The organism is Flavobacterium lipolyticum (assembly GCF_020905335.1).
Classification (GTDB): Bacteria; Bacteroidota; Bacteroidia; order Flavobacteriales; family Flavobacteriaceae; genus Flavobacterium; species Flavobacterium lipolyticum.
The window spans coordinates 669,375-681,914 of record NZ_JAJJMN010000001.1 but is presented as its reverse complement, the minus strand read 5'-3'; the positions used below and the strand labels follow the sequence as shown (position 1 = coordinate 681,914).

13 protein-coding genes are annotated in these 12,540 nt (G+C 36.3%); 8 read left to right on the top strand and 5 right to left on the bottom strand.

Annotation, left to right across the window (positions count from 1 at the left end; all coding sequences use genetic code 11):
• Positions 1 to 173 precede the first annotated feature (173 nt).
• From LNQ34_RS02905 to LNQ34_RS02890, 4 genes are all read left to right on the top strand, one after another.
• Positions 174 to 1,559: an MATE family efflux transporter gene (locus LNQ34_RS02905; RefSeq protein WP_202701106.1), complete on the top strand. Its 1,386-nt coding sequence runs from the start codon at positions 174 to 176 to the stop codon at positions 1,557 to 1,559.
• A gap of 104 nt (positions 1,560 to 1,663) precedes the next feature.
• The gene (locus LNQ34_RS02900; RefSeq protein WP_017495128.1) at positions 1,664 to 1,891 is read left to right on the top strand and encodes a hypothetical protein; all 228 of its coding nucleotides are present in this window, start codon (positions 1,664 to 1,666) and stop codon (positions 1,889 to 1,891) included.
• Positions 1,892 to 1,928: 37 nt separating this feature from the next.
• Positions 1,929 to 3,869, top strand: coding sequence for an LTA synthase family protein (locus tag LNQ34_RS02895; RefSeq protein ID WP_229998609.1), 1,941 nt, complete (start codon positions 1,929 to 1,931; stop codon positions 3,867 to 3,869).
• 172 nt (positions 3,870 to 4,041) lie between these two features.
• A complete protein-coding gene (locus LNQ34_RS02890; protein ID WP_229998608.1) occupies positions 4,042 to 4,578 on the top strand; it encodes a hypothetical protein in 537 nt (178 codons plus the stop codon).
• Positions 4,579 to 4,599: 21 nt separating this feature from the next.
• Here LNQ34_RS02890 and meaB read toward each other — a convergent pair whose 3' ends face one another.
• From meaB to LNQ34_RS02865, 5 genes are all read right to left on the bottom strand, one after another.
• Positions 4,600 to 5,691: a methylmalonyl Co-A mutase-associated GTPase MeaB gene (meaB, locus tag LNQ34_RS02885; RefSeq protein WP_202701110.1), complete on the bottom strand. Its 1,092-nt coding sequence runs from the start codon at positions 5,689 to 5,691 to the stop codon at positions 4,600 to 4,602.
• 178 nt (positions 5,692 to 5,869) lie between these two features.
• A complete protein-coding gene (locus LNQ34_RS02880) occupies positions 5,870 to 6,511 on the bottom strand; it encodes an NAD(P)-dependent oxidoreductase (protein WP_229998607.1) in 642 nt (213 codons plus the stop codon).
• A gap of 57 nt (positions 6,512 to 6,568) precedes the next feature.
• The gene (locus tag LNQ34_RS02875) at positions 6,569 to 6,976 is read right to left on the bottom strand and encodes an Rrf2 family transcriptional regulator (protein ID WP_202701114.1); all 408 of its coding nucleotides are present in this window, start codon (positions 6,974 to 6,976) and stop codon (positions 6,569 to 6,571) included.
• A gap of 128 nt (positions 6,977 to 7,104) precedes the next feature.
• Positions 7,105 to 7,584, bottom strand: coding sequence for a DoxX family protein (locus tag LNQ34_RS02870; protein ID WP_229998606.1), 480 nt, complete (start codon positions 7,582 to 7,584; stop codon positions 7,105 to 7,107).
• Between the two features lie 53 nt (positions 7,585 to 7,637).
• A complete protein-coding gene (locus tag LNQ34_RS02865; RefSeq protein ID WP_202701118.1) occupies positions 7,638 to 8,204 on the bottom strand; it encodes a Crp/Fnr family transcriptional regulator in 567 nt (188 codons plus the stop codon).
• Between the two features lie 106 nt (positions 8,205 to 8,310).
• Here LNQ34_RS02865 and LNQ34_RS02860 point away from each other — a divergent pair, with 106 nt between their 5' ends.
• The 4 genes from LNQ34_RS02860 to LNQ34_RS02845 all read left to right on the top strand — a co-directional run bounded on the left by LNQ34_RS02860 (position 8,311) and on the right by LNQ34_RS02845 (position 12,477).
• Positions 8,311 to 9,222, top strand: coding sequence for an AEC family transporter (locus LNQ34_RS02860; protein ID WP_202701120.1), 912 nt, complete (start codon positions 8,311 to 8,313; stop codon positions 9,220 to 9,222).
• Positions 9,223 to 9,334: 112 nt separating this feature from the next.
• A complete protein-coding gene (locus tag LNQ34_RS02855; protein WP_017495137.1) occupies positions 9,335 to 9,973 on the top strand; it encodes a peroxiredoxin in 639 nt (212 codons plus the stop codon).
• A gap of 383 nt (positions 9,974 to 10,356) precedes the next feature.
• Positions 10,357 to 11,304 (top strand): hypothetical protein, encoded by a 948-nt coding sequence (locus LNQ34_RS02850; protein ID WP_202701122.1) that lies wholly within the window; start codon positions 10,357 to 10,359, stop codon positions 11,302 to 11,304.
• A 9-nt stretch (positions 11,305 to 11,313) separates the two neighbouring features.
• Positions 11,314 to 12,477: a chitinase gene (locus LNQ34_RS02845; RefSeq protein ID WP_202701124.1), complete on the top strand. Its 1,164-nt coding sequence runs from the start codon at positions 11,314 to 11,316 to the stop codon at positions 12,475 to 12,477.
• Positions 12,478 to 12,540 lie beyond the last annotated feature (63 nt).

Genomic DNA, 12,540 nt, shown 5'->3' with positions numbered 1-12,540 from the left:
TTTCTAATAGTGTAAAATTAGTTTCAGAATCTTAACATTCTGTTATATAATTTTTAGGATTTGTTATATAATATCGGTGTCTCTTAAAAAGCACTTAATATTAGCTTATGTTTTTAATCGTAACAAAGAATCCAAAGCTTCTGATTATCTTTGCCGACTAAAAAAGAAGTGAAGTGAATTTTAAGCAGTATACCAAAGAGTTTTCATATAATTTAAAATTAGCATACCCCATTATATTAGGAATGGTCGGACATACCCTAATAGGAATTGTCGACAATATAATGGTAGGAAAGTTAGGAAGTACAGAATTGGCAGCCGTTTCGTTAGGAAACAGTTTGATTTTTATCGCCATGTCGTTAGGGATTGGTTTTTCGACTGCCATTACACCAATTGTAGCAGAAGGTGACGCCGAAAAAAATGATAGTAAAATTCGTTCCGCGTTTCATCACGGATTGTTTTTATGCATCTTGTTAGGACTGATACTTTTTGGAGTTATTGTTTTGGCCAAACCGTTAATGGAGTTACTAGAGCAGCCAGCCGATGTAATTGCTCTTGCGAAACCGTATCTGGATTGGGTTGCCTTTTCTTTGATCCCATTAATTGTGTATCAGGGGTACAAACAATTTGCCGACGGACTTTCACTGACCAAATATTCCATGTATGCGATGATTATGGCCAATGTGCTGCACGTTGGAATCAACTACATGTTGATCTACGGAATCTGGATTTTTCCAAAAATGGGAATTATCGGAGCAGCATTGGGGACGGTGATTTCAAGAATATTTTTAGTGATGTTCATGCACATCATGCTTTCAAGAAGAAACGATTTGAAACGTTTCTTTAAAAACTTTAGTTTTAATCAAATCAAAAAAGAGACCCTTAAAAAAATAATCAGTATCGGATTTCCATCGGCAATGCAAATGCTTTTTGAAGTGGTTTTGTTTACTGCGTCGATCTGGCTTTGCGGAAACATTGGAAAAACCAGTCAGGCCGCCAATCAAATTGCTTTAAGTCTGGCGTCAATGACTTTTATGTTTGCTATGGGATTAAGTGTAACTTCGATGATTAGAGTAAGCAATCAAAGAGGTTTGATGGACTATAAAAACTTAGTGGTGGTAGCGCGTTCGATCTTTTTGCTCGCGATTATCATCGAAACATTCTTTGCGATTCTCTTTGTAGCGTTTCATGATTTCCTGCCTCATATGTTTTTGAATATGGAAAACGGAGGGCAGCTTCTGGATAACAACGAGGTAATCGGTATCGCGTCAAAATTACTTTTAATAGCAGCCGTTTTTCAAATTTCTGATGGAATTCAGGTGGTTGTTCTGGGAGCATTACGTGGATTACAGGATGTAAAAATCCCGATGTACATTACATTTGTAGCCTATTGGATCGTTGGTTTTCCGATTTCCTATTACCTTGCTGAATATACAGAGCTAAAAGCGCAGGGAGTTTGGATAGGACTTTTGGCGGGATTAACGACTGCTGCAATATTTCTTTATCTTAGATTTCATTACCTGACTAAAAAATTAATCAGAAATTCAGTTTCAAATACTTAAATTTGGACTGCAAAAGAATCAGTTGCAGCTAAAAAGAGATTTTAAAACCCCTTAAAACCGCTGCAATTGGTGAGCCAATACATAAAAATAATAAATCAATACAAATGGAATTACCTAAATTTTTACTCGGAGACAATACTGATTTTCCAGATGATATTTTCATCATTCACCTGGATTATCCAAGATTCATTATCAATTTAAAAGATGATGAGGTAGAATTCATGGAAGAAGCAGAAGATCTTGATGAAGCAGAGTTAAATGCTGAAATGGAAGGCCTAATTGTTTTGGCAAACGAGTTTTACGATCGTGAAATAAACCGTTACGAAGAGTAAATTCCGCCAGTTTTTTACGTTAAAATACCACACATTAATGAAAAAATTAAGTTTTTTAAAACCCATCGTCAATTTTATTGCGATTGGGTTACTGATTACTACCTTAAGCCGATTATTTTTGTTTTTTATTTTTAAAGACAGAGTAACAGAAACACCAAATTTCTGGTACATTTTTCCAATCGGACTTCGAATGGATTTGATTTTACTTTGCTATATGTCTTTCCTGCCGGCAGTTTTAATTACTTTTCTGCCTGATAAAGCATCGAAGTTTACCAATAAATTTCTTGTAATTTATAGTTTTTTATTGTTGTTTCTGATTCTGTTTGTAGAGTTGGCAACGCCGGATTTTGTAAAACAATACGACACCCGTCCTAATAAGATTTTCTTAGATTATCTGATCTATCCAAAAGAAGTAGTCGGAATGCTTCTTAAAAGTTATCTGACTTCGATCATTGTGACTTTTTTAATTTTGGGAGTAGTCTTGTATTTTGCCTTCAAAAAAGGAAAAAAATACTTCTACACGAGTAGTTCAGACTATAAATTTAAATTAATGGTTTTTCCGTTATTGGCTTTTTTATTGTTTTTTGGAGCACGTTCAAGTCTTACCTCAAAACGTCCGATCAATGCCAGTAATGCTGTTTTCTCAACAGATCAGTTGACTAATACTTTAGGGTTGAATTCTTTTTATACCGTTGCTTTTGCGGCGTATTCCATTAAAAACGAAGGAAACACCAAGATGTATGGTAAGATGGAAGAAGCCGAGGCCATTGCCCGTGTTAAAAAATACATGATCACCGGACCTGGTGATTTTACAGATGCTGAAATTCCGTTTTTACATGTACAGCAACCGGACACACTTTTGAAGAAACCTTACAATTTGGTTATTTTTCTACAGGAGAGTTTAGGAGCGGAGTACGTTGGAATTTTAGGAGGGAAACCTTTAACGCCTGAATTCGATAAACTGTCAAAAGAAGGATTATTGTTTACCAACTTGTATTGTACAGGAACCCGAAGCGTACGTGGAATCGAAGCAGTAGTGACCGGATTTTTACCTTCGCCTTCAGAAAGTGTTGTGAAATTAGGAAACTCGCAGCAAGGATTTTTCACCTTAGCCGATGCACTGAAACAAAAAGGGTACGAAACCAGTTTTATTTATGGCGGAATGGCGAATTTCGATAATATGGCTTCCTTTTTTAACGGAAATGGATTTCAGGATATCGTAGATCAGGAAGATTTTGAATCAGACGGAAACAAATACGCTTTTAAAGGAACCTGGGGGTATTCAGATGAAGATCTGGTAACCAAAGCCAATAATTATTTTAAAGCAAAAGGAGATAAACCATTCTTTTCTTTAATGTTTTCGACTTCCAATCATGAACCTTTTGAATATCCTGCAGGACGTATCAAACCTTATGATGCTAAACCTGCAACGGTAAATAATGCCATGAAGTATGCCGATTTCTCGATTGGTAAATTTTTCGAAATGGCTAAAAAAGAGCCTTATTTCAAAAACACCATTTTTATCGTAATCGCGGACCATAATACCAGAACCTATGGTAAAAATTTAGTGCCAATCAATAAGTTTCATATTCCGGCTCTGATCATGGGACCAGGAGTTAAAAAAGGAACGGTTTACAGTAAATTAGCAAGTCAGATTGATATTCCGCCAACTTTGTTGAGCTATTTGGGATTACCGTTTGAAACTCCGATGGTAGGAAGAAATCTAAATAAATTAGATCCAAAAACGCAGGGAAGATCAATTATGCAGTTCAATGATATCAATGCCTTCAGAGTCGAGAATCAGGTGGTAATTATGCAGCCTAATTTGAAACCTTTACAGTTTGAAATCAAAAACGACACCACTTTAATTTCCGTTAAATTAAATGAAGATTTAGCAAAAGATGCTTTGGCACATGTTATTACAGCAGGAAATTTATATAAAGAAAATAAATATAAACTGAGGGATAAGAAAAAGTAATTTTCAGTTTATTGTAAAAAAAAAGCTGCTAAGTATGGAAGTACTTAGCAGCTTTTTTTTGTTAAAATCTAAAAATAGGGGTAACAAAGAATAAATTTAATTGATCTATACTAAACCAAAAGGCGTAACCCGAAAAGCCAAAGATAGAGTAGGGACAATTAAATTATTTATTATGAAAAGAATACAACAAAAAAAATCTGAAGTGCTAAAAGTAATGTTAGTTTTTGTGTCTGCTGCTTTTTTTATAAGCTGCAATAACGACTCTGTTGAAGATCAAAATGCTCAATTATCAAACACTGAGCAGCAAAATCAGCCCAATACTCAAAGAAGATTACCTCACTATGAAGGCGTTATTGTGCGAGATTGGGGAGCACATAATGTTGACTGCAGCCAACCGGAAGGTTTTTGTAATTTTATTTTTTACATATGGGGAAACTTTAGCTTTGTACAACCAGCCCCTGATGGAACACCGGTGCGTGTTACAAATGTTAAAGGAAATTTTGTTATGGAAATTCAAAAAAGTGCTTTAACCCCAGAACATAAAAAAGTATTATTACGAAACGGAGAAGTTTATGTAATACCTGAAGGACAGACTATAGATCCTGAATTAGTTAAATCTTTAAAATTCAATTCAAACATTTTAGTTCCCGGTAAATACTCTATTAAAGAAAGTGAAGAAACTTATACACTTGTTATTAATGTGAAGTAAATGAAAAAAAGTTTTAAGAAATTAAAGGCTGTTTTTGTATTCATTTAATAAGAACTGAGCGGCTGCAAAAGGTGATATTTCATCATTTTGCACCGCTTTTTTGATTTGTAGCAATTGCCCAATAATCTCAGGATGATTGTAAAAGTTTGATTTCAAATGTTCGTCAATGGTTTCCATCATCCAGAATTGGTTTTGCTCTTTTCGTCTTTCCTGAAAGAAGCCGGTTGAGCCAGTTGTTTCCGTATAATCAGAAATGGTGTTCCAGATTTCAGAAATGCCCTCTTTGGTAATGGCGCTGCAGGTAGTGACTTTTGGCTGCCAGTTCGATTTTTTTGGTGGAAACAAATGCAAAGCCCTATTGAATTCCAGTTTGGCCTGATTGGCTTTTTTGATGTTATCGCCATCGGCTTTGTTGATTACGATTGCATCTGCCATTTCCATAATGCCGCGTTTGATACCCTGAAGTTCGTCTCCTGCACCTGAAATTTTTAGTAGTAAGAAAAAGTCCACCATACTGTGAACAGCAGTTTCACTTTGTCCTACACCAACTGTTTCTATAACAATCGTGTCAAAACCTGCGGCTTCACATAAAATAATCGATTCCCTTGTTTTACGAGCTACACCACCCAAAGTATCTCCCGAAGCACTTGGTCTGATAAAAGCATTTTCGTCTTTTACAAGTTCTTCCATTCGGGTTTTATCCCCTAAAATACTGCCGTGTGAAATAGAGCTGCTGGGATCAACAGCCAGAACGGCTACTTTTTTTCCCAATTGAGTCAGGTAACTTCCGAAAGTTTCAATAAAAGTACTTTTTCCAACACCGGGAACTCCTGTGATTCCAATTCGGATCGATTGATTGGCATGCGGTAAACAACCTTTTATAACCTCGTTTGCTTTTGCGGTATGCTCCGGATTCGTACTTTCAACCAGCGTGATAGCACGACTCAGAGCCGTGATATTTCCGGTTAGTATACCATCAATTAACTCCTTTGAAGAAGGTTGTTGTCTTCTGTTTTTTTTAATTTGCTGAATAGCAGAAACATTGGTGATTTCTGGGGGAGAAATTCCGGCTTTTTCGTGTAAACTGCTTGATCGTTTTTTTGAAGCTGACAAAGTATACTTTTTGGTAGTGTAAAAGTACAGAAAACAAAAACAGTTTCAAAAAGGATTTTTTTTAGCTGCAAAGGTTCAAAGGTTCAAAGCTACATAAGTACAAAGGGGCATAGGTACAAAGATACAAAGTGATAAAACCTTTGCCCCTTTGCCCCTATGTGCCTTTGCGCCTTAGGATTTAGTAAGCTGCGGTAAAACGAACCTGATGGTGTTTTGGAGTTTCAGCTTCGTCAGCAATAACTACTGCCAGATCTTCTACGGATAGAATACTTCTCTGATCGTCATTAAAAACCGGATTTTCTAATCCTAGACGGTATTTTCCAGTTCGTCCGGTGGTGATTCCCTGATGCATTTCGAAAGCAGGACTAAAGAAAGCCCAATCCAGTTCTTTTTCTTCTTTTAAAATATTCAGATAATCTCTAGCTGCCGTTGCTCCTGCATGGTATTCTTTTGGAAAATCAGGTGTGTCAACTGCCTGTAGGCCCGGAGCAACAAACAAACTTCCCGCTCCTCCGATAGTAATAAAACGTTGTACCCCCGATTTTTTTACCGCTTCCTGAATGGCTTTTGACCCGGCAATAAAATCATCATAGATATTTGGATTGGTCCATCCCGGATTGTAAGCATTGATCACGATATCATTTCCTTTCAAAATTTCAGACAAAGCTTCTACATTAAAAATGTCTGCACTTTTCCACGTTGCATTTGAGTTGTCTTTTGGGTTTCTGGCAATAGCCGTAAGGTCATGATTTCTGTTAGCCAGTTCGTTTAAGATTGCGGTACCTACAAATCCGGTTGCTCCAATAATTGCGATTTTCATAATATATAAATTTAATTAGTAATAAAAAATGTTACAGTTTTGTGTAAAAAAATAGTTTTAGAATTGATTAGAAAAATCTTCCAAGGAAACTCCCTCTAATTGTAAACTAACTTTTTGATTCATTTCAGCATACAAAGAGCTCAAATTTTGATTGATCTTTTTTCCAACCGGACAATCCGGATTAGGCTGATTTTTGGCATAACCCAGATTGATCGTTTCAAAAGTCATTTCAAATATTTCTTTCAATGTAATTTTCGAAGGATCAACCGCAAGTCTTGTACCGCCGTTTTTACCTTCTTTACTTTCAACAACATGATGTGCTTTTAAATTGGCAATTTCTTTTCGCACCAAAACCGGATTCAGATTAATACTTCCTGCAATAAATTCCGACGACAAAAAATCGTTCGGGAATTTAGTGAGCAAAGTTAAAATGTGAATCGTTATGGCAAACTTACCTGAAATCATACTGTAATAAAATATGTTACAAATGTATGGTGTTTTTTGAAACAAAAAAAAGTTTTAACTAAAAATTAATTTTATTTTGAAACTATGCTGCAAAGAAGTTCAGGTTAAAGTGACACAAAATGCGAGTTTTAGTAAGTTGTAACTGCTTTATTACTAGATTGCTTTTTGATGGAAGAGAGGTATACCCAGCTAATAAACAAAAGTTGCAGCGGTACTCTGAACCATAAGTAAGAAATGCCTTTTCCGCTATAATTGGCTGTTTGTAAATTGATACTGTGTGCGGCTGCATAGATATTGGCAGGAAGTAAAACGATAAAAAATACAATCAGCAGTTTTGCGGTAAGCACTCTCGTTTTTGGAATCAATAAGCCCACTGCTGCCATGAGTTCTATAATTCCCGTTGCATAAACAATTGTTGTTGGCCAGGGCAAAAAAGAGACCATCATCGCCATTCCCCTGGTAAATACAAAATGACTTACAGCTGTAAAAACCAGCATGACAGCCATGGCAATTCGGGCTGACTGAAAAATTTCAATTTTTTTTGAGATTAGCTTTATCAAAAGCAACGTAATGGTAAAAACACCTAGTAACACAATTAAAGTTTCCATATCTTTTTTTAACAAAGTTGCGCAGTAAAGCAATTGAAAACAATGAACCTGGGTTAATAAATGCGTTTTCTGATTCTGCTCAAAGCTTGTGGAGTGATGCCAATATAAGAGGCAAGATATTTTTGAGGAATCCTTTGTATGAGCTGTGGCTGTTCTGTAAACAGATTCAGATAACGCTGCTCGGCGGATTCGTTCAGCAGCGAAAGTTCTCTTTTTGTTTTTTTAAGAAACAATCCTTCACTGGCAAAGCGTCCAATTACATTACCAATCTTAGTTTCGGCATAAATATCCTGAAGATCTTCGTAAGATATACGCCAAAGAACGGTTTCTGCGAGGGTTTCAATCGTGTATGTGACAGGTAATCTTGTGATAAACGAATCATAACCACTTGTAAATTCGCCATCGAATACAAAAGTAAAAGTACGGTCGTGATCTTCACCGGGAATGTAATATCTTACCAATCCCTTTTCGACAAAAGAAAGATAATTTTCGATGGTACCCGCTTTCAGTATTGGGGTTTTCTTTGGAAATTCTTCCCGGATGAGCTTAGATGAAAAAGTATTCCATTCGGCATCTGAAAGTCTTGCCATTCGTTCAAAATTGTCTCTTATCGATTGCATTTGTTTTTGAAATTAGATCTTAAAAGTAGCAAAAAAAGAATTGAAGCGGTCTGATTTGTGTGATGCATCCCATAATAAATGTCTATTTTTGTGACTACTAAATGATATGAGCAACTTTATTCAAATATTTCTATTTCTTGCACTGGGTTTACTTTTACAACGCATAAAGCAATTTCCAACTCACCTTTATAAGGTTTTAAATAAGGTCGTTCTTTATGTCTGTCTGCCTGCAATTACATTGTATCATATTCCGAAAATAAAATGGAGCAATGAATTATTGTTCCCTATACTGTCGGGCTGGATTGGTTTTCTACTGGCCCTTGTATTTTTTCATTTTCTCGGAAGAAGATTAGGCTGGTCAAACAAATTGATTGGCTGTTTGATTTTAACTGCGGGACTATGCAATTCTTCTTTTTTAGGCTACCCTATAATTGAGGCTCTGTTTGGTAAAAAAGGCTTAGAAACTGCAATTCTTGTAGACCAGCCGGGAACGTTTGTAGTGGTTTCTACACTTGGAGTTTTTGTAGCAGCTTTTTATTCTAAAGGAAGCGCGGATTCCCTTAGCATTTTAAAAAAGATCATCTTATTCCCTCCGTTTATTACATTTTTAGTGGCCTGTTTGTTGAATGTTCTTCAATACGATTTAGATACCAATATTCAGTCTGTTTTAGTCAAAATAGGGAGCCTTGTAACTCCTTTGGCCTTACTTTCGGTTGGATTACAGCTTACTTTTGACCGAAAAAGCCAGCATTGGCAATTTTTGCGCCTCGGACTTTTCTTTCGGCTTGTAGTAGTTCCGTTGGTCATTTTGGTTTTATACGTTTTTATTTTAAAGCAGCATTCTGAAGCCATAAAAATAACCATTATGGAAATGGCCATGGCTCCCATGATTACAGGTGCGATCTTAGCTTCGACTTATGGATTGAAACCGAGATTGAGCAGTATGATGATTGGTTTCGGAATCCCGATTTCATTTGTTACCCTTAGCATTTGGTATTGGATTCTGAGTTTAATTTAGTTTTAAATACTAATTAGATAGAGAATGTAGAACTTTAACTTTTTTTTAGAAAATCGGTGTTTTCTTTGTGCTTTTTTTGACTAATTTTAGAGAAACTAAAAAATATACTATTATGTCAACATTAAGATTAGGAGATATCGCTCCGGATTTTCATGCAGAAACCACCGAAGGACCCGTTAAATTTCATGAATGGTTAGGTGATTCCTGGGGTGTTTTATTTTCGCATCCTTCAGATTTTACTCCAGTTTGTACTACCGAATTGGGAACAGTTGCCAATTACCTTCCGGAGTTCACCAAAAGAAATACAAAAGTTATCGCGTTAAGTGTAGATGGTTTAGACTCCCATTTAGAGTGGATCAAGGACATTAACGAAACTCAGAATACAACCGTTAATTTTCCAATCATTGCGGACGAGGATAAAAGAATTGCGACTTTATACGATATGCTGCATCCAAATGCAAGTGATAAATTTACGGTGCGCTCTGTGTTTGTAGTAGGTGCCGATAAAAAAATCAAACTTACTTTAACCTATCCGGCTTCAACTGGAAGAAATTTTGACGAGTTACTGCGTGTTATTGACAGTTTACAATTAACAGCCAACTATAGTGTAGCCACTCCCGCCAACTGGAAAGACGGAGAAGATGTGGTGATTACACCGGCTGTTCCGGATAGTGATATTCCTGCGAAATTTCCAAAAGGATATACACCAATAAAACCTTATTTGCGTATTACACCGCAGCCTAATAAGTAAGGGGCTGAGTTTTTTAGTCATTGGATTTAATAAAGATTCCGAGTTTTTAAGAGTTTTTTCTTAGAGGTTCGGAATCTTTATTTTTTCCGGATTCAGGGGTCGAATAATAATTTTGGGATTATGCGGTTTAGAGTAGACACAAAAAGTGATTAATCGCCCGCTTATGAAACAAAAGTTGCCAGCTATTGAATTGTTTTTCTCAATAAAAGATTTGTATTGTAAGTTCGCTGTATGAATGCTTAAACAAGGATTTCTTTGTATGGCTCACGATTGAAATCTGAATTGCGCCAAAAGATTTGGATCTTATTTCAGTTTGCAAGAGTCGATAATAAAAGCAACTCCTTTATGGTATTCAAAAAAATGTAACTAAACCTCAAAATAATATGATTTCTAAAACAAACTTCAGAACGATCGGTTCGCTCGTAAGTATGCTATTTCTTTTCAATAGCTGTGAGAAGGGAGATAGTTCTGTTGATTCTGAATCAAAGACTCCTGATACTACAAATCCCGAGACAAAGACACCTCCATTAGCTGTTACCGCAAACCTGAGTATAGAATCCTCCAATACGTTTGGAATTTTAAAAGTATCACAAAACGATTTTAATTACTGGAACAGCCATACTGTTAATGAAACAGCAGCCGTAGAAAAACTAAAAACGCTTTGTAAAACTGAAATTTATCAGGTTTTGAAAGATGATTTTGATTTCATTGTGATCGTATTAAATAATGCAACAAGTACTCCTCCTGCCGGAATGCCTTATGGTATTTATCAAAGGGTAAAAAATGATGCACAGGGTATCGGACTTAGTATGTCAGACAACACAAAAGATTATGGTTCTGCGGGTAAACTACAAGGAGTTTATTTTCTTTACCTAAACAATATCCAGGGCGGACCTATTTTACATGAGATGTTTCACAGATGGGCCAATTATGCTGTTCCCCAAAATTATGTATACCATTGGGATAAAGTAAAAGGAATACTTAGCGGAATATCCAATAACATTGCCGATATTGAATTGTATCTTGCAGGAGCGATTTCTGCTTCAGAGATTAAAGATGCCGAGAGTCTGGCTATTTATAATGATCCCCGTTTTACCAATAAAACAAGAATACCGAACAGTACTAATTCGCAGAAAAGTTTTAAATCACTTTTGGTAGTCATGAATCCTACCACTCTGACAGATGCCGAAATAAAATCATACAAAGATCAAATTGCGAATGTCACCCGTACACCTGCACAAGGAATCACTACAGGCTACCAGAATTTGTATAATAAAAGCAGAGGATTACTAACGTTAACCATCGGAAATTTGGACAAATCCAAAAAATAAAATTGCATTATGACTAAAAAACACCATACGAATTGTAAAGGCGATGTTACTAAAAAACAAACCTTATTAAGGAGGTTTACGCCACTTGTTTTCTTACCTGTTTTATTTTGTTTCTTTTCGGTACTATTTTCTTGTAGTCATGATAATCTGCAAGAAAAGAAGGATCCTACGATAGAAAATCCTAAACCTGGTGAAGAACCTCAAAAGCCGGATACTCCAAGTACTCCAGGGAATAATGCAGGGCTTAAAGACCTTATAAGTAAACAGCAATTTCAGGAGTTGTTCCCTTATCGTTATGGAGCAGAGCAGAGCAATAACTGGATAGTGAATCCTTCAAAAGATTTTTATACCTACGATGCGTTGATGAAAGCAGTTGATCTTATGGCAGACCTAAAGGTTGTTATCGAAAGAAAAGGGTGGTTTCAGAAAATAACCCGTACTAAAAAATCGACTAATGAAACAAAAGTGATTAAAGAAGATGCCGATTTCAGTGCTTCCTGGAACAATAATACTGTAGTGAGACAAGAAGTTGATTATGCAGATTTTATAAGCATTGGTTCTTTGGAAGTACGAAAAAGAGAACTAGCCGCTTTTCTTGCTAATATATCTCATGAAACTACGGGTGGCTGGTCAACGGCACCGGGAGGAGCCTATTCATGGGGTTTACACTTTCGTGAAGAGGTAGGCTATGATGAAAATAGTACCACAGGTTACAGAGATGAGAATAACGTGGCTTATCCTCCGGTAGTAAAGAAATCCTACCACGGTCGAGGCCCCATACAGTTGAGTTGGAATTATAATTATGGGCAGATAAGTGAATTTTTATATGGAGATAAAAACGTACTGCTTAAGAATCCTGAAAATGTAGCCAAAGATGCGGCTTTGGCGTTCCAGACTGCTATATGGTTTTGGATGACACCACAGGCTCCTAAACCTTCGTGTCATGCGGTAATGGTTGGTCAGTGGCTGCCTACCCAACAGGATATTAATGAGGGACGTAAACCCGGGTTTGGAGCGACAATTAATATTATCAATGGTGCTTTAGAATGCAATAAAGCAGATAGTGATAAAACACAATCAAGAAGAGGTTTTTATCAAAGATATTTAACTGTTCTCAACACCAGTGACCCTAATTGTGAATGCCAATGCGATAAAATGCAACCGTTTAAATAAGGTATTACTATAAAAAAGCTCCATACATTTTTTTGTATGGAGCTTTTTTTTCTTAGCATCTTA